This is a genomic window from Streptomyces sp. NPDC053541 (assembly GCF_044544705.1).
Classification (GTDB): Bacteria; Actinomycetota; Actinomycetes; order Streptomycetales; family Streptomycetaceae; genus Streptomyces.
In genome coordinates, this window is sequence record NZ_JBITXM010000011.1 from 133665 (window position 1) to 157874 (window position 24210).

Annotated in this window: 18 protein-coding genes and 2 pseudogenes; 8 read left to right on the forward strand and 12 right to left on the reverse strand. The window is 73.1% G+C overall.

All coding sequences use genetic code 11. From position 1 onward, the window contains the following. Nucleotides 1-218 precede the first annotated feature (218 nt). Nucleotides 219-1310, forward strand: coding sequence for an enoyl-CoA hydratase/isomerase family protein (locus ACIGW2_RS27270; protein ID WP_399846632.1), 1092 nt, complete (start codon nt 219-221; stop codon nt 1308-1310). Here ACIGW2_RS27270 and ACIGW2_RS27275 read toward each other — a convergent pair. Further along, a complete protein-coding gene (locus ACIGW2_RS27275; RefSeq protein WP_361581884.1) occupies nt 1307-2116 on the reverse strand; it encodes a VOC family protein in 810 nt (269 codons plus the stop codon). The two genes, ACIGW2_RS27270 and ACIGW2_RS27275, sit on opposite strands and share 4 nt — an antisense overlap. A gap of 111 nt (nt 2117-2227) precedes the next feature. Between ACIGW2_RS27275 and ACIGW2_RS27280 the strand changes: the two genes are divergently transcribed. After that, nucleotides 2228-3145 (forward strand): glutaminase, encoded by a 918-nt coding sequence (locus ACIGW2_RS27280; protein WP_361581881.1) that lies wholly within the window; start codon nt 2228-2230, stop codon nt 3143-3145. A gap of 30 nt (nt 3146-3175) precedes the next feature. On the opposite strand, the gene ACIGW2_RS27285 is transcribed toward ACIGW2_RS27280, so the two are convergent. The 5 genes from ACIGW2_RS27285 to ACIGW2_RS27305 all read right to left on the reverse strand — a co-directional run bounded on the left by ACIGW2_RS27285 (nt 3176) and on the right by ACIGW2_RS27305 (nt 8753). Next, nucleotides 3176-3823, reverse strand: a complete 648-nt coding sequence (locus ACIGW2_RS27285) for a 1,4-alpha-glucan branching protein (RefSeq protein ID WP_391655438.1) — start codon at nt 3821-3823, stop codon at nt 3176-3178. A gap of 76 nt (nt 3824-3899) precedes the next feature. Continuing rightward, nucleotides 3900-5345: a GH1 family beta-glucosidase gene (locus ACIGW2_RS27290; protein ID WP_391655439.1), complete on the reverse strand. Its 1446-nt coding sequence runs from the start codon at nt 5343-5345 to the stop codon at nt 3900-3902. 81 nt (nt 5346-5426) lie between these two features. Then, nucleotides 5427-6293: a carbohydrate ABC transporter permease gene (locus ACIGW2_RS27295; RefSeq protein WP_361581873.1), complete on the reverse strand. Its 867-nt coding sequence runs from the start codon at nt 6291-6293 to the stop codon at nt 5427-5429. A 2-nt stretch (nt 6294-6295) separates the two neighbouring features. After that, nucleotides 6296-7312: a carbohydrate ABC transporter permease gene (locus ACIGW2_RS27300; RefSeq protein WP_391655441.1), complete on the reverse strand. Its 1017-nt coding sequence runs from the start codon at nt 7310-7312 to the stop codon at nt 6296-6298. Nucleotides 7313-7403: 91 nt separating this feature from the next. After that, on the reverse strand, nt 7404-8753 hold the full coding sequence (locus tag ACIGW2_RS27305) for an ABC transporter substrate-binding protein (protein WP_391655442.1): 1350 nt from the start codon (nt 8751-8753) through the stop codon (nt 7404-7406). A 370-nt stretch (nt 8754-9123) separates the two neighbouring features. Between ACIGW2_RS27305 and ACIGW2_RS27310 the strand changes: the two genes are divergently transcribed. Next, a complete protein-coding gene (locus ACIGW2_RS27310; protein ID WP_399846635.1) occupies nt 9124-10161 on the forward strand; it encodes a LacI family DNA-binding transcriptional regulator in 1038 nt (345 codons plus the stop codon). Nucleotides 10162-10188: 27 nt separating this feature from the next. Here the strand turns inward: ACIGW2_RS27310 and ACIGW2_RS27315 are convergent, their stop codons facing one another. From ACIGW2_RS27315 to ACIGW2_RS27325, 3 genes and pseudogenes are all read right to left on the reverse strand, one after another. Beyond that, complete coding sequence (locus ACIGW2_RS27315) at nt 10189-10968, reverse strand: dienelactone hydrolase family protein (RefSeq protein ID WP_399846637.1); 780 nt, start codon at nt 10966-10968, stop codon at nt 10189-10191. 213 nt (nt 10969-11181) lie between these two features. Further along, complete coding sequence (locus ACIGW2_RS27320) at nt 11182-12930, reverse strand: glycoside hydrolase family 6 protein (protein ID WP_391655445.1); 1749 nt, start codon at nt 12928-12930, stop codon at nt 11182-11184. A gap of 17 nt (nt 12931-12947) precedes the next feature. Then, nucleotides 12948-13148: pseudogene (locus ACIGW2_RS27325) on the reverse strand (cellulose-binding protein); the annotation flags it as partial. Nucleotides 13149-13568: 420 nt separating this feature from the next. Between ACIGW2_RS27325 and ACIGW2_RS27330 the strand changes: the two are divergent. Together ACIGW2_RS27330 and ACIGW2_RS27335 are read left to right on the forward strand one after the other, a co-directional pair. Continuing rightward, complete coding sequence (locus tag ACIGW2_RS27330) at nt 13569-16493, forward strand: glycoside hydrolase family 48 protein (protein ID WP_399846639.1); 2925 nt, start codon at nt 13569-13571, stop codon at nt 16491-16493. A 240-nt stretch (nt 16494-16733) separates the two neighbouring features. Continuing rightward, nucleotides 16734-18257 carry a right-handed parallel beta-helix repeat-containing protein gene (locus tag ACIGW2_RS27335; RefSeq protein WP_399846641.1) on the forward strand — a complete coding sequence of 508 codons (1524 nt, stop codon included), beginning with the start codon at nt 16734-16736 and terminating at the stop codon, nt 18255-18257. An 81-nt stretch (nt 18258-18338) separates the two neighbouring features. On the opposite strand, the gene ACIGW2_RS27340 is transcribed toward ACIGW2_RS27335, so the two are convergent. Continuing rightward, nucleotides 18339-18722 carry a chaplin family protein gene (locus ACIGW2_RS27340; protein WP_391655448.1) on the reverse strand — a complete coding sequence of 128 codons (384 nt, stop codon included), beginning with the start codon at nt 18720-18722 and terminating at the stop codon, nt 18339-18341. Nucleotides 18723-19178: 456 nt separating this feature from the next. After that, nucleotides 19179-20348 carry a xylose isomerase gene (gene xylA, locus ACIGW2_RS27345; protein WP_391655449.1) on the reverse strand — a complete coding sequence of 390 codons (1170 nt, stop codon included), beginning with the start codon at nt 20346-20348 and terminating at the stop codon, nt 19179-19181. A 133-nt stretch (nt 20349-20481) separates the two neighbouring features. On the opposite strand from xylA, the gene xylB reads away from it, so the two are divergent. Beyond that, nucleotides 20482-21957 (forward strand): xylulokinase, encoded by a 1476-nt coding sequence (gene xylB / locus ACIGW2_RS27350; protein ID WP_399846643.1) that lies wholly within the window; start codon nt 20482-20484, stop codon nt 21955-21957. Between the two features lie 95 nt (nt 21958-22052). Here the strand turns inward: xylB and ACIGW2_RS27355 are convergent, their stop codons facing one another. Beyond that, nucleotides 22053-22514: a MarR family transcriptional regulator gene (locus ACIGW2_RS27355; RefSeq protein WP_361581811.1), complete on the reverse strand. Its 462-nt coding sequence runs from the start codon at nt 22512-22514 to the stop codon at nt 22053-22055. A 233-nt stretch (nt 22515-22747) separates the two neighbouring features. Between ACIGW2_RS27355 and ACIGW2_RS27360 the strand changes: the two genes are divergently transcribed. Continuing rightward, a complete protein-coding gene (locus tag ACIGW2_RS27360) occupies nt 22748-23500 on the forward strand; it encodes a CoA transferase subunit A (RefSeq protein WP_391655451.1) in 753 nt (250 codons plus the stop codon). Next, nucleotides 23497-24132: pseudogene (locus ACIGW2_RS27365) on the forward strand (CoA transferase subunit B); the annotation flags it as partial. The gene ACIGW2_RS27360 and the pseudogene ACIGW2_RS27365, both read left to right, overlap by 4 nt. Between the last annotated feature and the right edge of the window lie 78 nt (nt 24133-24210).

Here is a 24210-nt window from a genome sequence, read left to right on the forward strand (position 1 = left end):
CTTCCATGCTGCCCCCGGCCCCGCCCCCAGGGAAACGGAGACCGCGGCGGAGTGCCCGCGGACCCGCCCCGGCCGCGTGCCGGTCACGGAGCGCGGTCGGGGCAGCCGCCACGGAGAGCGACCGGGGGCGGCGGCCCGCGGACGGCGGGCCCTGTGCGGACGCGGTCCGGACCGTTACGGTGGACGGAAGATCGTTTCGGCCGCCGGAAGGACACAGCATGTCGGTCACCGCCGACCTCTCCGAGCCCGAGGTCCTCGTCCACACCGAGGGCCGCGCCGGCTTCCTCACCCTCAACCGGCCGCGCGCCATCAACGCCCTCACCCACGGCATGGTGCGCCGGATCGACGAGGCGCTCACGGCCTGGGCCGACGACCCCGCCATCGGCACCGTCGTGCTCGGGGGAGCCGGCGAACGCGGACTCTGCGCGGGCGGCGACATCCGGGCCATCCACGCCGACGCCGTCGCCGGCGGCAGCGCCTCCCTCGCCTTCTGGCGCGACGAGTACCGGCTCAACGCCCGCATCGCCCGCTACCCCAAGCCGTTCGTCGCCCTCATGGACGGCATCGTCATGGGCGGCGGCGTCGGCCTGTCCGGTCACGCCTCCGTCCGGGTCGTCACCGAACGCTCCCGCGTCGCCATGCCCGAGACCGGCATCGGCCTCGTCCCCGACGTCGGCGGGACCTGGCTGCTCGGCCGCGCCCCCGGCGAACTCGGCACCCACCTCGCCCTCACCGGCACCCCCGTCGGCGCCGCCGACGCCCTGCTGACCGGCCTCGCCGACCACCACGTGCCCGCCGCCGAGCTGCCCGCGCTCACCGCCGCCCTCGCCGAGGCGGACGCCGCCGCCGTCCTGGCCCGCTTCGCCCGGCCCGCCCCGGAGGGCGAGCTCGCCGCCCGGCGCGACTGGATCGACGCCTGCTACGGCGCCGGCACCGTCGAGGAGATCGTCCAGCGCCTCACCGACTCCGGCGTCCCCGAGGCCAAGGAGACCGCCACCCTCCTCCTCACCCGCTCGCCCACCGCCCTCAAGGCCACCCTCGCCGCCGTCCGCCGCGCCCGCGCCCTCGACTCCCTCGAAGCGGCCCTCATCATGGAGTTCCGCCTCTCCAGCGCCGCCCTCCGCTCGCCCGACCTCGCCGAGGGCATCCGCGCCCAGGTCGTCGACAAGGACCGCAACCCCCGCTGGAACCCGCCGACCCTCGCCGGAGTGACCCCCGAGGACACCGCACGCTGGTTCGCCCCCGCCGAGGGCGGCGACCTCGACCTGGAGGTCCCGGAAGCCCGACCGGACCCGGAAGCGGCGTCCTAGTCGTCCGATCCCCATTCGTCCAGCGTGAAGAGACCGCCCTGCGGGTCCCGCACCGTCGCCGTGCGGCGGTCCTCCGGGGCGGACCAGCCGTGGTCCGCCTCCGGGACCAGATGGCCGCCGAGCTCCAGGACCGCCGACGTGGCGCGCTCCAGGTCGGGCACCCGGAAGTGCACCAGCCAGCGGGGGCGCAGCTGGGGCTGCGCCGCCGCCGACTCGGCCGGGCCGCTGTTGAGGCGGGCCACCGCCTCGCCGTGCCGGCGCAGCACCACCTGCTCGTGCTCGTAGGCCACCTCGAAGCGCTGCGGCGCGTCCGGCGTGCCGTCCGCCCAGTCCAGGACGCCGCCGTAGAACAGGGCCGCGTCGAAGGCGTTGCGGGTGTGCAGCTCCAGCCAGGCCGGCGCCCGGTGCTCGCCGATCCGCCACCGCGAGGACACCCGGCCCTCCCAGACGCCGAACGCCGCGCCCTCCACGTCCGTGGCCAGCGCCGCGCGCCCGCGCGGCGGGAAGGCCACCGGACCGACCCCGACCGTGCCGCCGCGCTCCCGGATCCGCGCCACCGCCACGTCCGCGTCGGGCACCGCGAAGTACACGGTCCACGCCACCGGCACCGCCATCCGTTCCGCCACCTCGCCGATGCCGGCCACCGGCACACCGTCCCGCTCGCCCACCGAGAAGCCCTGGCCCAGCGGCCCGTGCCGGAAGGTCCAGCCGAGCACCGCCCCGTAGAACTCCTCCGCCGCGCCGAGGTCGCGCGCCGCCAGGCTCAGCCAGCAGGGCGCGCCCGGCTCGTCCGCGGTCAGCGGCACCCGGCTCACCTCTCTCCCGTCCGGCCCCCCGACTCGGTCCCTCCAGCCACCCTGACCCGTCCGCCCCGGCCCTGCCACTCGTCGGCTCCGGCGGCGCGGCATGATGTGATCATGCTGTTGACGTTCGAACCCGTCCTCGACCGGATCGCCGAGGAGATCGCCGGCCTCACGGAGCGCGGGCGGCCGGCCGACTACATCCCCGCACTCGCCTCGGGCGACCCCGGCAGCTTCGGCATGGCGGTCGCCGAGCTCGACGGCACGGTGTACGGCGTCGGGGACTGGCAGCGGCCCTTCTCCACCCAGTCCGTGACCAAGGTCTTCACCCTCGCGCTCGCCCTCGCCCGCAAGGGCGAGGCGCTGTGGGACCACGTCGGCCGCGAGCCCTCCGGCAACCCCTTCAACTCGCTGGTCCAGCTGGAGTACGAGAACGGCATCCCGCGCAACCCGTTCATCAACGCCGGCGCCCTCGTCGTCACCGACCAGCTGCACCGCATCACCGGCGACGCCTCCGGCGTCCTGCTCGACTTCCTGCGCGCTGAGAGCGGCAACCAGGACCTCGACTTCGACCGGGACGTCGCCGCCTCCGAGACCGCGCACGGCGACCGCAACGCCGCCCTCGGGCACTTCATGGCCTCGTACGACAACATCGCCAACCCGGTGCCCACCCTGCTGCGCGAGTACTTCCGCCAGTGCTCCGTCGAGGCCTCCTGCGCCGACCTCGCCCTCGCCACCGGCTTCCTCGCCCGACACGGCGTCCGCGCCGACGGCTCCCGGCTGCTCACCCGCAGCCAGGCCAAGCAGGTCAACGCGGTGATGATGACCTGCGGCACCTACGACGCCGCCGGCGACTTCGCCTACCGGGTCGGACTGCCCGGCAAGAGCGGCGTCGGCGGCGGCATCATCGCCGTCGTCCCCGGGCGCTGCACCCTGTGCGTGTGGAGCCCCGGGCTCGACGAGCGGGGGAACTCGGTCGCGGGCGTCACCGCCCTCGACCGGTTCACCACCATCACCGGCCTGTCCGTGTTCTGACGGTCCGGCGTCCCGGCCGGGCCCCCGGCCTCAGGACGGGTCGAGCACCAGCACGTACGCCCCGCGGCGCCGCTCGCCGTCCGGCAGCGACCAGCCCGTCACCACCTGGCCGCGCGGGCCGGCCGCCTTCTCGTCCAGGACCCGGGCGATCCGCAGCGACAGCGCGCCCGCCCCGAGCCGCACGTCCGTGCCGTGCGCCCCGTCCGCCACGACCGGCGCGGCCGACGCGTCCCACGCGCCCGCCGGGCCGTCGAAGGAGGCGGCCACGGTCGGGTCCGGGGTGTCCGTCTCGCTCTGCGCCTGCGGCTCCGCACGGCCCTCCAGGAGCGCCGTCAGCGCGCCGAGGAGCACCGGGTCGTGCGCCCCGTCGTACAGCCAGCGGGTGCCGAGCACCCCGTGCTCCGAAGTGCCGATCAGCGCGTGCTCGGCGCCCTCCAGGGGCGCCCCGCGGTAGGTCATCGGCGCCAGATAGGCGTGCGTCTCGTCCCCGGCGGTGTCCGTGACCACCATGAACTCGATGCCCACCTCGCCCTCCGGGTCGTCGAGCCGGAAACCGCCCGCCCTCGCCAGCTCCGGAACGGTGTCCCCGCCGCCCCGGTACCAGGGACGGGTCGGCAGCCAGGCCGCCAGCAGCTCCAGCTTGGTCGGCGCCATGGTGGTGCGGTGGATCACAGACATGCGCGTGCTCTTCCTCCGTGACGGTACGGCCCGGGTGGCGGACCGCCCGGAAACCGTACCGCTTCACGATCTTCGCTCAGGCGTGCGCCTCCGGGGCGTGCAGCTCGCCCGACCGCGCCACGCGCGCGTACCACCGGGCGCTCGACTTCGGGGTGCGCGCGAGCGTGTCGTAGTCCACGTGCACCGCGCCGAACCGCTTCGCATAGCCGTACGCCCACTCGAAGTTGTCGAGCAGCGACCACAGGAAGTAGCCCCGCACCGGCACGCCGGCCTCCACCGCCCGGTGCACGGCCTCCAGGTGCGCGTGCACGTAGGCGATGCGCTCCGGGTCGTGCACCGAGCCGTCCGGGCCGACCACGTCCTCGTACGCCGCGCCGTTCTCGCTCACCACCAGCGGCAGCCCCGGACGGCGCGCCGCGACCCGGGTCAGCAGGTCGGTGAGGCCCGAGGGGTCCACCGGCCAGCCCATCGCCGTCCGCGGCCCGTCCGCCTGGTGGAAGGCGACGTCGTCGGCGCCCGGCCACGGCGAGAAGTCGCTGGCGCCGTGGCCGTCGTCCTGCGGCTTGGCCTCGCCCGCGCGGACCTGCGAGACCACCGTCGGCGTGTAGTAGTTGATGCCCAGCCAGTCCAGCGGCTGTCCCGCCGCCGCCGTGTCGCCGGCCCGGACGAAGCCCCAGTCCGTCAGGTGGGCGGTGTCCGCGAACAGCTCCTCCGGATAGCGCCCCTCCAGCATCGGGCCCAGCCACACCTCGTTGCCCACCGTGTCGATCCGGCGGGCCGCCTCGCGGTCCTCCGCCGAGCCGGTCAGCGGCCGCACCTCGTGCAGGTTCAGCGAGACCGCCAGCTGCGCCCCGGCCGGCAGCGCCGCCCGCAGGCCCTGCACCGCGAGCCCGTGCGCCAGGTTGAGGTGGTGCGCGGCGCGCAGCGCGGCCACCGGGTCGGTCCGGCCCGGCGCGTGCACCCCGGAGCCGTAGCCCAGGAAGGCGCTGCACCACGGCTCGTTGAGCGTGGTCCAGCGGGTCACCCGGTCGCCCAGCGCGTCGGCGACCAGCGTCGCGTACGCGGCGAAGCGCTCCGCCGTCGCCCGCTCCGGCCAGCCGCCCGCGTCCTCCAGCTCCTGCGGCAGGTCCCAGTGGTAGAGGGTCAGCGCCGGCTCGATGCCGGCCGCGAGCAGCTCGTCCACCAGCCGCCGGTAGAAGTCCAGGCCCTTCTGCACCGCCGGGCCGCGCCCGGTGGGCTGCACCCGCGACCAGGACACCGAGAAGCGGTACGCGTTGAGCCCGAGCTCGGACATCAGCCGCACGTCCTCGCGGAAGCGGTGGTAGTGGTCCACGGCGACATCGCCCGTGTGGCCCTCGAAGACCTTCCCGGGAGTGTGCGAGAAGGTGTCCCAGATGGACGGCGTCCGGCCGTCCTCGGCCGCCGCCCCCTCGATCTGGTACGCGGCGGTGGCCGCGCCCCACAGGAAGTCGGACGGGAATCGGCGGACGGCGGTCAGCGGCCGGGTTTCGGACGCGGTCATACGAGGACGCTCCCAACGGGGATAGGGACGGGAAAAGGACGCGTACCCGGGCGGTACGGAGAAGGAATCGGCGCGCGGGCGTCAGCTCTTGACCGCGCCCGCGGTGATCCCGCCGACGATGTGCTTGCCGAGCACGGCGAACACCAGCAGCAGCGGCACCGTCGAGATCAGCGCGCCGGTCAGCACCACGGCCTGGTCCACGCTGTGGTTGCCGGCGCCGAGCCCGGCGAGGGCCACCTGGAGGGTCGGACTGCCGTCCGGGGTGAGGGCGATGAAGGGCCAGAAGAAGTCGTTCCAGGCCTGGACGAACACCAGCATGCCGAGCACGGCCATCGCGGGCCGGGCGACCGGGAACACCACGTGCCAGATGATCCGCAGCGAGTGCGCCCCGTCCATCCGGGCCGCCTCCACCAGCTCGACGGGCAGCGCCTCGACGAGGAACTGGCGCATGAAGAACACGCCGAAGGCGGCGACGAGCGAGGGCAGCACCACCGACTGCAGCTGGTCGACCCAGCCCAGGTCGGTGATGATCCGGTACAGCGGGATCACGCTCAGCTGCGGCGGCACCGTCATCGTCGCGACCACCAGGGCGAGCAGCACGTTGCGGCCCTTGAACGGCAGCTTGGCGAAGGCGAAGCCGGCCAGCGTGGAGAACAGCACCGTGGACAGCGCGACGAGCGCGGCGACGACCGTCGTGTTGACCAGCGCCTCGCCCATGTCGACCTGGTTCCAGGCGAAGGACAGGTTGTCGAAGAGCCGGGGCCCGGGCAGCAGCGGCGCCGGGGCGCTGACCACCCGCTCGCCGGTGTGCGAGGCGGCCACCAGGTTCCAGTAGAGCGGGAAGAGCGAGACCAGCGCGGCGAGGCCGAGCAGCACGTAGGTGAGCGGTCCCGCGTGGTGCTGCCGGCCGGCGGCCGGGCGCAGCGACGGGCGGATTCGGGTGCGCACGGTCAGCCCCCCAGCTTCTTGCGGTTGGCGCGGGCGACGAGCGCCTGGACGCCGCCGATGAGCAGCAGGAGCAGCAGCATCACCCAGGCGATGGCCGAGGCCTGGCCGAGCGCGCCGGTGACCCAGCCCTTCTCGTACATCAGCAGGCTCAGGGTCTGGAACTGGTTGCCGCTGCCGCCGGAGATGCCGACGCTGCCGCCGTAGAGCATCGGCTCGCCGAACAGCTGGGTGGCGCCGATGGTCGAGACGATGACGGTGAACAGGATGGTCGGCCGGATCGAGGGGATGGTCACGCTGAGGAACTGCCGCCAGCGGGAGGCCCCGTCGAGGGCGGCCGCCTCGTACAGGTCCTGCGGCACCGCCTGCATCGCGGCCAGGTAGATCAGCGCGTTGTAGCCGGTCCACCGCCAGGTCACGATCACCGAGATGGCGATCTGCGCCGGCCACTTGGAGGACTCCCAGTCGACCGGGTCGAAACCGACCAGGCCGAGCGCCGAGTTGATGAGTCCGTAGTCCTTGTTGAACAGCTGGGTGAAGACCAGGGTCGCCGCGGCGATCGAGGTCGCGTACGGGGCGAGGACCGCGACCCGGAAGAAACCGCGGCCGCGCAGCTTGTAGTTGAGCAGGTGCGCGAGGCCGAGCGCCATGAGGAGCTGCGGCACGGTCGAGATCACACCGATGGTGAAGGTGTTGCCGAGCGCGTTCCAGAAGAACTCGCTGTCGGCCAGGTCGGTGTAGTTCTCCAGGCCCTTCCACTGCGGATCGCCGCCCAGCTCGACCCGGTTGAGCGAGAGCCAGCCGGTGTAGAGCAGCGGGAAAAGCCCGAAGGCGGCGAAGGTGAGGAAGAAGGGGGCGACGAAGGCGTACGGGGTCGCCTTCAGGTCCCAGCGGTAGAGCCGGCGGCGCAGGGCGGACGGGCCGCCGCCGGCCGGGCGGTGGGCGCCGGGGCGCGAGGAGCGGGCGGGCGGTGCGTCGGGCGGCGGGGAGCCGCTCCTCCTGGCCCGCAGGGAGGTGGCCACGGGGGCGTCCTTCCGGTTCGGTGCGTACGGGTGGGGCGCTGCGGCGGGGACCCGGCGGCCGTGCGGGCGGCCGGGCCCCCGCCGTCTCCCGCTACTGGTCGATCTTGTCGTCGACCAGCTTCTTGACGTTCTCCCAGGCCTTGGCCGGGTCGGTGCCGCGCTGCTCGATGTCGAGGATGCCGTTGTCGGTGAGGAAGGTCTTCACCTGGCCGTCCCAGCGGCTGATCGGCGCGGGCTTGATCCCGGCGGCCGCGGCGGAGTAGATCTCGCCGACCGGGGTGTCGCCGAAATAGGGCAGCTTCGCGCCGATCACGGCGGGGGAGGAGAGGGTGTCCTTGGTGGACGGGATGTTGCCGTTGACCGCGAAGACCTTGGCGTGCTGGGCGGGGGCGGTCAGCCAGGCGGCCAGCTCCGCCGCCTCCTTGGCGTGCTTTCCGGACTTCGGCACGGCGAGGAAGGAACCGCCCCAGTTGCCCGCCACCGGCGGTGCGGCGATGTCCCACTTGCCCTGGTTGCCGGGGCCGGCCTGGTCCTTGATGATGCCGGTCATCCAGCTCGGGCAGGCGACCGTGGCGAACTTCGAGTTCTTGAAGGCCGCGTTCCAGGTGCCCTTCTCGTCGAACTGGCGCAGCTTGGCGGTGATCCCGCTCTGGGCCGCCGAGACGGCCGTGTTCCAGGCCAGCTTCACGCCCGGGCTGGTCTCCCAGGCGAGCTCGCCCTTGCTGTTCGCGTACTGCTCGGGGTCGCTGTTGACGACGGCGTTGAACAGACCGCTCGCGGAGTCGTGGAAGAAGGTCCCGGCCGGCGCGCTCTTCTGGTAGGTCTTGCCGACCTCCACGAACTTGGCCCAGTCGCCCGCCCACAGCCGGCCGACCTCGGCGCGGTCGGTGGGCAGCTTGGCCTTGGCGAAGAGCTCCTTGTTGTAGCAGATGGCCATCGGACCGATGTCGGTGCCGAGGGCGATCACCTTGCCGTCGGCGGTGGTGGCCTGCTTGACCTTCCAGTCGAGGAAGGCGCCGAGGTCCGCGCCGCCGGTCTTGGACAGGTCGACCCACTTGTCCGCCATCGTGGGGCCGGTCGCCTCGGCGATGTAGCCGACCTCGACCGCCTGGATGTCGGCGAGCCCGCTGTTGCGGGAGAGCCTCAGCTTGAGGGTGTCCCAGTACTTCTGCCCGTCGGCCACGTTCGACTCGACGATCTTGATGCCGGGGTGGCTCTTCTCGTACTCGGCGTAGAGCTTGGCGCCGGTCTTGTTGTCGTAGCCGAAGGAACCGTAGGTCCCGATCCGCAGCGTGATCGTGCCGCCGTCGGCGGAGTCCCCTCCGTCACCGCCGTCCCCGCAGCCGGTGAGCAGGGCCGTGCCGGCGACCAGTGCCGCGGTCGCCGCCAGGGCGGTGCGGCGGGCGCGGCCGGGGGCCCGTCTGCTGCTGGATGTGCGCATTCCACTCTCCTCGTCCCAAAGGTGGTGCTCGTCGTGGTGCTCGTCGTGCGGGTGGAGCCCTGGCGCGGGGGCGTGCGTCTCGGACCCGTCCGGTCGTCGGCAGGCCGGATGGGAGCGCTCCCACGTCGTCGTTGCCGGAAGGTTCCTGCCTGCCGGGCGGCAGTGTCAAGACATGAACGCGGATTCGTTACGAGTGCCGGCGAGCGGTGTGCGGTGTCCTGTTTCGGGTACGGTGGGAGCGCTCCCATCGCCCGGGGCCGCCTTCGCTTCCCGAAGGGTGCCGTGTGCGACGCGAGCCGGGATCGTGGCCTATCTTGACCTGATCGCCGCAAGGGACGGGGCGAGCCCGCACGAGGGGAGTACGAGGGTCGTGAGCGGACGGCACAGTGGCAGGCCCACGCTGGAACAGGTCGCGGTCAGGGCCGGGGTCGGCCGGGGCACCGTGTCCCGGGTCATCAACGGCTCGCCGAGGGTCAGCGAACAGGCCCGCGAGGCCGTCCGCAGGGCCATCGAGGAGCTGGGCTACGTCCCCAACCAGGCCGCCCGCACCCTCGCCGGCAGCCGCACCGACGCCATCGCGCTGGTCATCCCCGAGACCGAGGCCCGGCTCTTCGCCGAGCCCTACTTCCTCGACATCATCCGGGGCATCAGCGCCGAACTCGGCGCCGCCGACCAGCAGCTGCTGCTCACCCTGGTGCGCACCGAGCGGGAGCGGCAGCGCTTCGAGCAGTACGTGGCAGCACGGCGCGTGGACGGCGTCCTGCTCGCCTCCGTGCACGCCGACGACCCGCTGCCCGAGCGGGTCCGCGAACTCGGCCTGCCCGTGGTCCTCAACGGCCGGCGCACCGCGGACGAGGCCGCCCCGTTCGTCGACTCCGACAACGCCGGAGCCGGCCGCGCCGCCGTCGCCCACCTGGCCGCCCGCGGCCGCCGCCGGATCGCCACCATCACCGGACCGCTCGACATGTACGTGGCCCGGGCCCGGCTCGACGGCTACCGCGAGGGCATCGTGGCGGCGGGCCTCGCCCCCGACGAACTCCTCGTCGCCACCGGCGACTTCACCGAGGAGGGCGGCCGCCGCGCCATGCGCGCCCTGATCGAGCGCGCGCCCGACCTCGACGCCGTCTTCGCCGCCTCCGACGTCATGGCCGCCGGCGCCCGCGGAGTGCTGCGCGAGGCCGGTCGCCGGGTCCCCGAGGACGTGGCCCTCGTGGGCGTCGACGACTCCGCCGTCGCCCGGCTGATGGACCCGCCCCTCACCAGCGTGCGCCAGCCCATCGAGGAGATGGGCCGCACCATGGCGCGGATGCTGCTGCGGGAGCTCGCCGGCGAGGGCGATCGCGAGGACGAGGGGCGGTCGGCGCGGCAGGTGCTGCCGACGGAGCTGGTGGTGCGGGCGTCCTCCTGAGCCGGACGCCCGCACCGCGCGGGTCCGTCAGCCGAGGTGGCGGGCGAAGAAGCGCACCGTGCTGTCCAGCTCGTACGCGGGAACCTCGCCGTGCGGGCCGGGGTTGACGTGCAGGGTCTTCTCCGCCGAGCCGAGGGCGTCGAAGAGCGCCAGGCCCTCGGCCCGCGGCACCCGTTCGTCGTCCCACTGGAGCAGGAACTCCACGGGCACGGTGATCCGGGCCGCCTCCGCCGCCGAGGCGAGCGCCCCGCCGTGGCCGAGCACGGCGGCGCGGACCCGGGGCTCGGCGGCGACGAACGGGACGCCGAGGCCGCAGCCCAGCGACACGCCCCAGTAGCCGACCGGGCCGTTGCCCACGTGGTCGAGCCGCTGGACCGCGTCGAGGACGGCCCGCCACTCGGGCACCGTCCGGCGCGCCACGAGCGCCTGGAACTCGGCGATCAGCGGGGCGAGTTCGGCCCCGGCCGCGATCCGCTCCCGGTTCTCGGCCGCCAGCCGGTCGTACTCCTCGACCTTCGGCCGGTCGCCGTGGGCCGGCACGTCGACGGCGACGACCGCGTATCCGAGCTCGGTCACGAAGCGGTGCGCCGGGGCCAGGACGCCGGGGGCCTTCTTGTGGTGCCCGCCGCCGTGTCCCATCAGGACGAGCGGGCGGGGTCCGGTGGCGCCCTCCGGCGTCCACAGCACGCCCGGAACCTCGCCGAGCGTGAAGAACTGCTCGTGCACGCCGCCGGACGAGCTCGCGGCGCCGAGGGACACCGAGGAGGGGAAGGAGGAAGACGAAGCGGAAAGGAGGGAGGAGCGCATGGTGGTGTCATGCCTTTCGGGATGCCTGCTGCGGGCTCTCCCTAGGCCATGCGGGGGAGGAAGGCCCGACCTGTCATCGTGTGGATCGGTCTCACCTCCTCGGTTCGCGGTGGCGCACGGCGGGCGGAAACGTACCACGAAGGGGGCGCGGGGCGATGCCCCCGCGCCCCCTCCCGGCGCCTGTCGGCCCCCTGGCGAGGGGCGCTCAGTGCGTCACAGTGCCGGGTACGCGTTCTTCATGAGCTCCTGGAACTGGGCCGAGAACCACTTGCCGGACAGCGGCGCGTTCGGCAGCGCGCCCGACAGGTTGTTGTTGTTCCGGGGGTTGCCGGTGTACGTCGGGTCGCACATGCGGTCGAAGCCCTTGCCCTCGTCGTTCGGGATCTCCGAGCTCGCGCCGTCGGACTCGCCCGGGGGCTTCATCCAGACGTACGCGTCGATGCCCGGCTCCGGGGCCGCCTTCGGGCGTTCGCCGAGGCCCGCGCCCGCCTGGTTGCACCAGTTGCCGGTGTTGAGGCGACGGTCGTAACGGCCGCCGTCGACATAGGTGTTGACGTCGGTCTTCGCGCCGGGCGCGGTCGGCCGGGCGGTGCCGCCCCAGCCGTTGCGGGAGGTGTCGATCAGCATGCCGATCTTCGGGTCGAAGCCGATCGAGACCAGCTTGTCGCGCATGGCCTGGGCGTACGACAGCTCGTCGGTGTAGCGGTTCCAGTCCACCCACTTGGACTGGCGGACCGTGACGCCGTTGACGGTGTCGTCGATGCTGAAGTGGTCCTCCTTGAGGGCGCTGTAGTTGGCGGTGTTGACGATGAAGCCGGTCACGTTGGCGAGGGTCGAGCCCTCCGCCGTCGCGGCCGTCTTGAAGAGTTCGGCGGAGGGGCCGAAGTTGTCGTCCCAGCCGAGCCAGCCGTGGTGTCCGGCGTCCACGTAGTTGTAGACGTTGGGGATCGCGCCGAGCTTGTTGAGGGCGTAGCCGACGCCCTTGATGTAGTTGCCGTTGGCCTTCATCACGTCGCAGTTCGGGGTCGCGGTCGCGCGGCCCGAGACGTTGGTGACGAGGTTGGGCAGCGAGTCCAGCTCGACGGTGGTGACGATCCGCAGGCTCGCGTACTTGGGATCGGACAGGATCGCCGCGATCGGGTCGATGTACTGCGTCTTGTACTTGTCGATCTCCGTCGGGCCGAGCTCGCCGTTGGACGCGAGGGCCGCGCAGTCCCGGCCGGGCAGGTTGTAGATGACGAACTGGACGACCATCTCGCCGTCGCCCTTCTGGCGCAGCGCCTCGTCGAGGTGGGCGCGCAGGCCCATGCCGCCGTTCACGCCGTTGATGGCCGCTATCCGGTCCAGCCAGACGCCGGTGGGCTGGTTCGACACCCTGGTGCCGCCCGGCTCGGCCGCGGCGTGCGCGGACCACTCCGGGTTCACGTACACCCGGGCGCCGGCGTAGGGGTTGTCGGCCTTGGTGCCGGCCGGCGGCGGCGTGGTCGGCGGGGTGGTGGGGGGTGTCGTCGGGGGAGTGGTGGGCGGGGTGGTCGGGACGGAGCCGGTGCAGGTCACGCCGTTGAGCGTGAAGGTCCCGGGCACGGCGTTGGTGCCGCTGTAGGTGCCGTTGAAACCGAAGGAGGTGGATCCGCCGGTGGCGAGGGTCCCGTTGTAGGAGAGGTTCTTCGCGGTCACGGCGGCGCCGGACTGGCTGAGGACGGCGTTCCAGCCCTGCGTGACCTTCTGGTCGCCCGCGTAGTTCCAGCCGAGGGTCCAGGAGTTCACCGGGTCGCCGAGGTTGGTGACGGTGACGTTGGCGGTGAAGCCGTTGTTCCACTGGCTGGCAATCTGGTAGTCGACCTTGCAGCCCGCGGCGGCGGCGCCGGCGGTCGCGGTGCCCAGTGCGGTGGCCGTCGCGCCGGTGGCGGCGATCAGGCCGAGCGCCGCCAGCAGGGCGGTGCGGCTCTTCGTGCGGCTCATGGTGTGGGGGTGCCCTTTCAGTGTCCGTTCGGGGTGCGCGGGTGGTCGCGCAGCCCGATGCCGAATGCGGTGGGAGTGCCGTCGTGCGAGGTGATGAGCGAGGGCCCGGAAGCGCGGTTCCAGCTGTTCCGGGTCCAGCCCAGGTAGGACAGGCCGCGGTCGTCGAACCACTTCATGACGCGGTCGACGGATCCGTTGGCGCAGGTGGTCTCGCCCAGGGCTCGTTGAACAGGTCGCCCGAGTACTCCACGGCGCGGGCGGTTCCGGCTCCCGAGGCCGTACCCGTGACGACGGGAGCGGTGCCCGCCGTCGCGAGCGCCGCTCCCGCGAGCAGCGCCGTCAGACGTGGGGGGTGTCGCATGAGCGAGTCCTCACAGCGAGGACACCCCGGGATCGGGGTGCCGACGGGATGGATTCGCTCCCACTGGTGCGGCAGACCGTAGCGCCAACTCACGCCAAGGAAAAGAGGAGTTGAGCAAATTCCGGCGGGCGGGCCTTCGACTCTTCGGGCATCTTGACGGCGCCATGCCGGGTCTGCACAGTGGGAGCGCTCCCACTGGTTCAGAGCTTGACCACTCGGCCTCGCACCACCCCGCTCGCACCCACCCCACCTTCGAGCCGCGAGGAGAACCACCCGCATGCCACCACGCCTCCGCCGGCCCCGCGGCCCACGCCGCCCGGTCCGGCCCCTCACCGCGCTGGCCGCCCTGCTGGCCCTGCCCGCCCCCCTGCTCGCGGTCGGCCCGACCCCCGCCCGGGCCGCCGACGTGCAGTGCAGCGTCGACTACCGCACCAACGACTGGGGCTCCGGCTTCACCGCCGAACTCACCCTCACCAACCGCTCCACCACCGCGCTCAACGGCTGGACCCTCGGCTACAGCTACGCCGGCGACCAGAAGCTGAGCAACGGCTGGAACGGCACCTGGACCCAGTCCGGCAAGAACGTCACCGTCACCAACGCCTCCTGGAACGGCACCGTCGCCGCCGGGGCCGCCGTCACGACCGGCGCCCAGTTCTCGTACACCGGCAGCAACACGGCGCCCACCTCCTTCACCGTCAACGGCACCCCCTGCACCGGCGCCCACCAGCCCCCGGTAGCGGTCCTCACCAGCCCCGCGCCCGGCGCCGTCTACACCCAGGGCGACCCGGTCCCGCTCGCCGCCACCGCGGCCGCCGCCGACGGCGCGACCGTCAGCAAGGTCGAGTTCTACAGCGACACGACCCTGCTCGGCACCGACACCACCGCACCCTTCACCCTCTCCGCCGGCTCCCTTGCGGCCGGCACCCACTCGCTCTACGCCAAGGCCTACGACTCCCTCGGCGCCACCGGCGAGTCCGCCCCCGTCGGCATCACCGTCGCCGCCGGGGCCGCGCTCGTCGCCACCCCCGCCCAGCTCTCCGTGCGCCAGGGCACGAGCGGCACCTTCGACCTCAAGCTCTCCACCCAGCCGGCCGCGAACGTGACCGTGAGCGTCGCCCGCACGTCCGGCGTCACCGGCCTCACCGCGAGCCCGGCCACCCTCACCTTCACCCCGGCGAACTGGAACACCGCCCAGAAGGTGACCGTCACCGCCGCGGCCACCGGCACCGGCACCGCCGTCTTCACCGCGACCGCCCCCGGCCACACCACGGCCGAGGTCACCGTCGCCCAGCTGGCCGCGAACTCCACGTACGAGGCCCGCTTCCTCGACCTCTACGGGAAGATCACCAACTCGGCCAACGGCTACTTCTCGCCCGAGGGCATCCCGTACCACTCCGTCGAGACCCTGATCGTCGAGGCCCCCGACCACGGCCACGAGACGACCTCCGAGGCCTACAGCTACCTCGTCTGGCTCCAGGCCATGTACGGGAAGGTCACCGGCGACTGGTCCAAGTTCAACGGCGCGTGGGACACCCTCGAGAAGTACATGATCCCCACCCACGCCGACCAGCCGACCAACTCCTCCTACAACGCCTCGAAGCCCGCCACCTACGCCCCCGAGTGGGACCTGCCGTCCCAGTACCCGGCCCGGCTCGACTCCTCCGTCACCTCCGGCTCCGACCCGCTCGCCGCCGAGCTGAAGAGCGCCTACGGCACCGACGACATCTACGGCATGCACTGGATCCAGGACGTCGACAACGTCTACGGCTACGGCAACGAGCCCGGCAAGTGCTCCACCGGACCGGCCGCGACCGGCCCCTCGTACATCAACACCTTCCAGCGCGGACCGCAGGAATCGGTCTGGGAGACCGTCACCCACCCCACCTGCGACAACTTCTCCTTCGGCGGCAGGAACGGCTACCTGGACCTGTTCACCGGGGACTCCTCGTACGCCAAGCAGTGGAAGTTCACCAACGCCCCCGACGCCGACGCCCGCGCCGTCCAGGCCGCCTACTGGGCCGACGTGTGGGCCAAGCAGCAGGGCAAGGGCGCCCAGGTCGCCACGACCGTCGGCAAGGCCGCCAAGATGGGCGACTACCTGCGCTACTCCATGTTCGACAAGTACTTCAAGAAGTCCGGCGACTGCGTCGGGCCCACCACCTGCCCGGCGGGCAGCGGCAAGAACAGCGCCCACTACCTGATGTCCTGGTACTACGCCTGGGGCGGTGCCACCGACACCAGCGCCGCCTGGTCCTGGCGGATCGGCTCCAGCCACGCCCACGGCGGCTACCAGAACCCGCTGGCCGCCTACGCCCTCAGCTCCTACGCCCCGCTGAAGCCCAAGTCGGCCACCGGCGCCGCGGACTGGGGAACCAGCCTGGACCGGCAGCTGGAGTTCTACCGCTGGCTCCAGTCGTCCGAGGGCGCCATCGCGGGCGGCGCCACCAACAGCTGGCAGGGCCGCTACGCCACCCCGCCGGCCGGCACGCCCACCTTCCACGGGCTCTACTACGACGAGAAGCCCGTCTACCACGACCCGCCGTCCAACCAGTGGTTCGGCTTCCAGGCCTGGTCGATGGAGCGGGTCGCCGAGTACTACCAGCAGACCGGGGACACCGACGCCAAGACAGTTCTCGACAAGTGGGTCACCTGGGCACTGTCCAAGACCACGATCAACCCCGACGGCACCTACCGCGTCCCCTCCACCCTCCAGTGGTCCGGCGCCCCCGACACCTGGAACCCGGCGAGCCCCGGCGCCAACGCCGGCCTGCACGTCACCGTCGCCGACTACACCGACGACGTCGGCGTGGCCGCCGCCTACGCCAAGACCCTCACCTACTACGCGGCCAAGTCCGGCCACGCCGAGGCCAAGCGCGTCGCCAAGGCCCTCCTCGACGGCATGTGGACCCACCACCAGGACCCGCTGGGCATCGCCGTCCCGGAGACCCGCGCCGACTACAACCGCTTCGACGACCCGGTCTACGTCCCCAGCGGCTGGACCGGCACCATGCCCAACGGCGACACCGTGAACTCCTCGTCCACGTTCGCCTCGATCCGCTCCTTCTACGAGAACGACCCGGCCTGGCCGAAGATCGAGGCCTACCTGGCGGGCGGCGCCGCCCCCGTCTTCACCTACCACCGGTTCTGGGCCCAGGCGGACATCGCCCTGGCCATGGGCTCGTACGCGGAACTGCTCGAATAACAACCGCCGCCCCGCGAAGAGCATCCGCTCCGCGTACGATCCGGCCGGGCGGGCCCCGACAAGGGACCCGCCCGGCCGCACGCCGTCGGCGTGCCGATGCACGGCGACCCGACGGTCCCCGACGGCCGACCCGCCGATGTTTGATCGAAATTCGATCAAACGACACCTTTCCATTGACTCGTTCACGGCTCGCTCATAGCTTCTGGCGGCACCGGACCTCCAGAAAGGGCGTGACGTGCCATGACCATGCGGGCCTTCCCCGGGCGGCGGGGGGCGAGGACGGCTGTCCTCGCGGTCGCCCTCGCACTCGCGAGCGGCACCGGCGTCGCCGCCGCACCCGCCACCGGCGCACCTGCCGCGGCGGCGGAGACCACCATCCACGTGGACTGCTCACGGCAGTCGGCCGGCGACGGCAGCCAGGCCTCGCCGTTCAACAGCATCGCTCAGGCCAACGGACGGACCTACGCCCCCGGCGACACGCTCGCGTTCGCCTCCGGCACCACCTGCACCGGCTCCCTCGCCCCCCGGGGCAGCGGTACCGCCCTGGCCCCGATCACCCTCACCAGCTACGGCACCGGCGCGCTGCCCGTGATCGACGGCGGCGGCGCCGCGAACGCGGTGTCCTTCACCAACCAGGACCACTGGCGGATCGGCAACCTGAAACTGACGAACCCGGCCGCCACCCTCGCCCGCCGTGCCGGTCTGCGCATCACGGCCACCGACGGCACGGCGCACCGCGGTTTCGATGTCGGACATCTCGTGGTCGACCGGGTCGCCGGCCAGACGAACAAGAACAGCCCGACCACCGAGGACTTCGTGCAGTCGGCGGGCATCGTCACCGGGGCGAGCGGGGCGAACTCCACGCTCCACGACATCCACGTCCACCACAACCAGATCAGCAACACGGGCGGCGGCGGCCTCAAGATCCGGGTCGGCGCGATGGCCGTCAAGGGATCCGGGGTGCTGATCGAGCACAACCTCGTCAAGGACGTCGGCGGGGACGGCATCATCGCCAGCTACGCGGCGGCCCCACTGATCCAGTACAACCAGGCCTCCGGCGTCGGCAACGGCGAGTACCCGTTCTCCGGCGGCAACTTCGCCGGCATCTGGGTGCTCGGCGACTCCGACCCGACCATCCAGTTCAACGCCGTGCACGACATCACCCGCATGTCGGTCGCCGACAGCCAGGCGTTCGACTGCGACTGGGGCAACACGGGCACCTGCACCGTGCAGTACAACTTCAGCCGCGACAACATCGGCGGGTTCTTCCTCGACTGCGACGGCTGCGGCACCATCGGCGGCGCCCGGCAGGTGATCCGCTTCAACGTCTCCGAGAACGACTGCCGCATGAGCAGCAACAGCGCCGGCCGGTCCGCGCTGCACATGTACAACAACGTCTTCTACTGCACGGCCAGGAAGCTCTCCGTCACCCTTCCCGAGGAGAGCGTGATCGAGAACAACATCTGGGTGGGCACCACCGACTCCCGGCTGCCCACCGGCGCGGGCATCTCCTGGCTGTGGAACGTCTTCCAGGGCGTTCCGAGGCCGACGGCCAACGGGATCACGGGCGATCCCCGGTTCGTGAACCCCGGCTCCGGAGGGGACACGATCGACTCCGCCGACGGCTACCGGCTGCTCGCCACGTCCCCGGCCCTGAACAACGGCTCCGTGATCTCCGGCAACGGCGGCCGCGACTACTGGGGCAACCCCGTCTCGGCCACCACGAAGCCACACCGGGGCGCGTACAACGGCCCCGGCCTGTAGTCCCTCCCGAAGGACCGGGGCGGGGGTGGAAAGGACAGCGGACGCCCCCCGTTCAAGGGCGTCCGCTGCGGTACCGGGAGGTCAGCCGCCGTAACCGCCGGTGTCGCCGTAACCGCCGGTGTCGCCGTAGCCACCGGTGCCGTGGTCACCATCCGTGCCCGGAAGGCCGGGCAGACCCGGCAGACCGGCCTCGGGACCGCCGTTGCCGGCCTCGGCGCCGCGGGCGTCGCCGTTCACGCAGGTGTTGCCGAAGGCCGGGTTCAGCGCGCCGATGATGTTGACCGTGTTGCCGCAGACGTTCACCGGCACGTGGACCGGGACCTGGACCACGTTGCCGGAGGCGACGCCGGGCGAGTGGGCGGCGAGGGCCTCGGCCCCCGCGTCGGCGGTGGCGAGACCCGCTCCGCCGAGAGCGACGGCTCCGGTGCCGGCGAGGACGGCGGCGGCCTTCGCGATGCGAGACATCAGTGACTCCTTGTCGAACGAGACCGTGGGAACACGGTCGTGTGGTCCGGTCAACGCCGCACGCACGGGCCGGACACGATCATTGGGCCGAACGGGAGAGCCCGTGTCCCCCCGAGGAAGAAACGTGTCCTCATCCGCCGGACAGGCCCTCGTTCATCGTCGAGCCGATCGTCGTCGACCCCGTGGTCAGGAAGGTCGTCCCCGGCAGCGAGCCGTCCGCCTTGCGGGCGCCGTAGGCCGTGGCCCGGTTGGTGGAGACAGAGGCGTCGCGACGCCCGGGTCCCCGTTGTCGCCCGACGACACCACCGAGGAGCCCTTGATCGTGACGCCCGGCGTCGAGGCCGGGCCCAGGGCCATGCAGTGCCCGGGGAGCGGGCGGGCCCGATCTCCGGCTCCGCCGCGCCCCATGCCGGGACGGCGCTTGCTGTCCTCGCCGGGCCCGGACTTCTTCGGGTGTCAGCGCACCGCCAGCAGGTGCTCCAGGGCCAGCTGGTCGAGCCGCTCGAAGGCCATCGAGCGCTCGGCCGCCGCCGTCGCGTCGAAGTCCTCGTACGCGGCGGGGTCGGCGAGCAGGCCCGCGAGCCCCTCGGGGGCGGTCGGCGCGGCGAGTTCGTCGAGGCGGGAGGCGGCGAGTGCGGCGACGACCTCCGGGTCGGCGCGGAAGGCGGCGGCGCGCTCCTTGAGGATCAGGTAGTTCCGCATGCAGTTCTTCGCGGACTCCCACACGCCGTCGGCGCCGTCGGTGCGCACCGGCTTGAAGTCGAAGTGCCGCGGACCGGCGTAGCCGGCCGTCTCCAGCAGGTCGACCAGCCAGAACGCCTGGCGCAGATCGCCCGCGCCGAAGCGGAAGTCCTGGTCGTACTTGATCCCGGACTGCCCGTTCAGGTCGATGTGGAAGAGCTTGCCCGCCCACAGTGCCTGCGCGATGCCGTGCGGGAAGTTGAGGCCCGCCATCTGCTCGTGCCCGGTCTCCGGGTTGACGCCCACGAGCTCGGGGCGCTCCAGGCGCTCGATGAACGCCAGCGCGTGCCCGATCGTCGGCAACAGGATGTCGCCGCGCGGCTCGTTCGGCTTGGGCTCGATCGCGAAGCGCAGCTCGTAGCCCTGCTCGGTGACGTACTGGCCGAGCAGGTCGAAGGCCTCCTTCATCCGGTCCAGGGCCAGGCGCACGTCCTTCGCGGCGCCCGACTCCGCGCCCTCCCGGCCGCCCCAGGCCACGTACACCGAGGCGCCGAGCTCCACCGCCAGGTCGATGTTGCGGATCGTCTTGCGCAGGGCGAAGCGGCGCACGTCCCGGTCGTTCGCCGTGAACGCGCCGTCCTTGAAGACGGGGTGGGTGAAGAGGTTGGTGGTGGCCATCGGGACCGCGAGGCCGGTGCGGTCGAGTGCGGCCCGGAAGCGCTTCACGGCCGCCTCGCGCTCCGCCTCCGGCGCGCCGAAGGGGATCAGGTCGTCGTCGTGGAAGGTCACGCCGTACGCCCCGAGGGCCGCGAGCCGCTCGACCGACTCGACCGGGTCGAGGGCCGGCCGGGTCGCGTCGCCGAAGGGGTCGCGGCCCTGCCAGCCGACGGTCCACAGGCCGAAGGTGAAGCGGTCGCCGGGGGTGGGGAGGAAACGCTGTGTCACGGGAGGCTCCTTCCGGGCGCGGCCGCCCGTCCGGGGGCTGGCCGCGAGATTTGTTTTCTGAGATAACTAATACCGCCGGGAGCCGCCCGGCGCCAGAGCCCGACCCCGCGCGGCGGGGAGTGAGAGGTGGTCCATGGCCCAGCGCCCGGTGGTCGTCGGCATCGACAGCTCCACCCAGTCGACCAAGGCGGCCGTCGTGGCCGCCGAGGACGGCGCCCTGCTCGCCGTCGGCCGCGCGCCGCACACCGTCACCGGTGAGGGTGGGGCACGCGAGTCCGACCCGGAGGAGTGGTGGTCCGCCCTCGGCCGGGCCCTCGCCGACGGCCTCCGGCAGGCCGCCGTGCCGCCCGCCGCCGTGACCGGCATCGCCGTCGCCGGACAGCAGCACGGCCTCGTCACCCTGGACCCGGCGGGCCGCCCGCTGCGGCCCGCGCTCCTCTGGAACGACACCCGCTCCGCGCCCCAGGCCGGCGCCCTCACCGAGGCGCTCGGCGGCCCGGACGCCTGGCTCGCCCGCACCGGCTCGGTGCCCGTGGCCGCCGTGACCGCCGCCAAGTGGCAGTGGCTGCAGGAGTACGAGCCCGCCCTCGCCGCCCGCACGGCGGCCGTCCGCCTGCCGCACGACTTCCTCACCGAACGGCTCACCGGCGCCGCCGTCACCGACCCCGGCGACGCCTCGGGAACCGGCTGGTACGACCCCGCCAAGAGCGACTACGACCCCGGGATCCTCGCCCTCCTCGGCCTCGACCCCGCGCTCCTGCCGGCCGTCGCCCCCACCGGCGGCACCCGGGCCGGCACCCTCACCCGCGCCGCCGCCGAGGCACTCGGCCTCCCCGCCGGGATCCCCGTGGCCGCCGGGACCGGCGACAACATGGCCGCCGCCGTCGGCCTCGGCCTCGGCACGGCCGGCCTGCTCGACCACCCGGTGGTCAGCCTCGGCACCTCGGGCACCGTCTTCGCCGCCACCCGCACCCGGGCCACGAGCCCCGGCGTCTCCGGCTTCGCCGCCACCGACGGCGGCCACCTGCCGCTCGGCTGCACGCTCAACTGCACCCTCGCCGTCGACCGGATCGCCACCCTGCTCGGCCTCGACCGAGAGGCCGCCGCACCCGGCGACGGCCTCGTCCTCCTGCCGTACCTCGACGGCGAACGCACTCCCGACCTGCCGCACGCCACCGGCCTCCTCACCGGTCTGCGGCACGCCACCACCCCGCAGGCGCTGCTCGGCGCCGCCTATGAGGGCGCCGTCTTCACGGTGCTCCGCGCGCTCGACGACGTGCTCGCCGCCTGCGGGCTCGACCCCGCCGACCCGGCCGTACGGGACCGGCCGCTGCGCCTGGTCGGCGGCGGCGCCCGCGGCCGGGCCTGGACCGAGACCGTCCGGCGCCTCTCCGGGCGCCCTCTCGTCGTGCCCGCCGCGACCGAACTCGTCGCCCTCGGTGCCGCCGCCCTCGCCGCGGCCGCCGCCACCGGAGACGACCCCGTCGCCCAGGCCCGCGCCTGGGGCACGGGGGAGGGCGAGACGCTGCCGGCGCTGCCCCGCGACACGGCCACCTGGGACCGGATCGCCCGCGTCCTCGACCGGGCGGACCCCCTGCTCGCGGGCTGAGCCGCCCCGGCGCCGGCAGGATCCGCCTACGGGCCCCGGTGCGGGCGGTTCGTCAGTGCACCGAGGACCTTTCCGCGCCCGCCGGGGCCCGGCCGTCAGGGTGCGGCGACCGGCTCCGCCGGGACCCTGAGCTGCTCCGCCGCGTCGGACACGCGGCGCAGGAGCGACAGGAACTGGGTCTGCTCCTCCGCGGAGAGAGGCGCCAGGAAGATCTGGTTCATCCGGGCGGTCCGCACGGTCAGACGGCGGTGGACCCGGGCCCCCTCGTCGGTCGGGCGGAGCAGGAAGCGCCGTCCGTCCTCCGGGTCGCGCACCTTGTCGAGGAGACCGCGCCGGATGAGCCGGCTCACCACCTCGGCGATCGTCGACCGGTCGAGGCCCACCCGCTCGCCCACGGTCCGCTGGTCCAGGCCGGGCTCGGCCACCAGGGCGTTGAGGACGCCGAACTGCGGCGAGGTGATCTCCTCCGAGACCACCGTCGTCCACAGCAGGTGGTGGGCCTGCTGGAGCCGGCGGGCCAGGTGCCCGGGATGCGTGCTCAGATCCACCGCGCCCATCGTGCGCTCCTTCCCGCCGTGCCCGCCGCTTTGTCGGTGCACGGAACGATACCCGCCCGGCCCTCCGGAGCCCGGAGCCGGGCCGTCCTCCCGTCCGCAAGGCGTTGACGGCGGGCGGCCCGGCTGCCAGCATGGCGCGGTCGGCGCAGATGCTCAGTGCACTGACGAATTACGCCGACTCCTTCGATCGGGCCGCGAGACCGCACTCGTGACCCGGGGACGAGAGGCTTCCCATGGACAAAGTGGTCGCCGGAGCCGCCGAGGCGGTGGCCGACATCCCCGACGGGGCGACGCTCGCCGTCGGCGGCTTCGGCCTCAGCGGCGTGCCCACCACCCTGATCCGGGCGCTCCACGCCCGGGGCGTCGGAGGACTGGGCGTGGTCTCCAACAACTGCGGCGCGCTGGACAGCGGGCTCGCCGTGCTGCTCGCCGCCGGCCGGATCGCCCGCGTCACCGGCTCGTACATCGGCGCCAACAAGGAGTTCGCCCGGCAGTACCTGGCCGGCGAACTGGAGGTCGAGCTCATCCCGCAGGGCACCCTCGCCGAGCGGCTGCGCGCCGGCGGCTGCGGCATCCCCGCCTTCTACACCCCGGCCGGCGTCGGCACCCAGGTCGCCGACGGGGGACTGCCCTGGCGGTACGACGGGAACGGCGGCGTCGCGCTCGCCTCGCCGCCCAAGGAGGTGCGGGAGTTCGACGGCGTCCCGTACGTCCTGGAGCGCGCCATCCGCACCGACTTCGCCCTGGTCCGCGCGGCCCGCGGCGACCGGCACGGCAACCTCGTCTTCCACGCCGCCGCCCGCAACTTCAACCCGCTCGCCGCCATGGCCGGCCGGGTCACCGTCGCCGAGGTCGAGGAACTCGTCGAGCCCGGCGCCCTCGACCCCGACGAGGTGCACCTGCCCGGCGTCTTCGTCCGGCGCGTCGTCGCACTCACCCCGGAACAGGCCGCGGACAAGGGCGTGGAGAAGAGGACGACCCGATGAGCCTGACCCGCGAGCAGATGGCCGCCCGTGCCGCCCGCGAACTGCGCGACGGGCAGTACGTGAACCTGGGCATCGGACTGCCCACGCTCATCCCCAACCACCTCCCCGACGGCGTCGAGGTCGTCCTCCACTCCGAGAACGGCATCCTCGGCACCGGCCCCTACCCCACCGAGGACGAGGTCGACCCCGACCTGATCAACGCGGGCAAGGAGACCGTCACCGTCCTGCCCGGCGCCTCCTTCTTCGACTCGGCGCTCTCCTTCGGCATGATCCGCGGCGGCCACGTCGACGTCGCCGTCCTCGGCGGCATGCAGGTCTCCGCCCGCGGCGACCTCGCCAACTGGGCCGTGCCCGGGCGCCTCGTCACCGGCATCGGCGGCGCCATGGACCTCGTCCACGGCGCCCGCACCGTGATCGTCGTGCTCAGCCACACCGCCAAGGACGGCACCCCCAAGATCGTCGCCGAGTGCGACCTGCCGCTGACCGGCCGCGGCTGCGTCGACCGGATCATCACCGACCTCGCCGTGCTCGACGTGACGCCCGACGGCCTCGTCCTGGTCGAGACCGCACCCGGCGTGACCCCCGGTCAGGTCGCCGCCCGCACCGCCGCCCCGGTCCTCGGCCCCGACGGCCGCCCCGTGCCCCCGGCCGGCGAGCCCGCCCCGGAGCCCGGGACACCCGCCACCGGCAGCCCGGCACCCGCGGCCCCG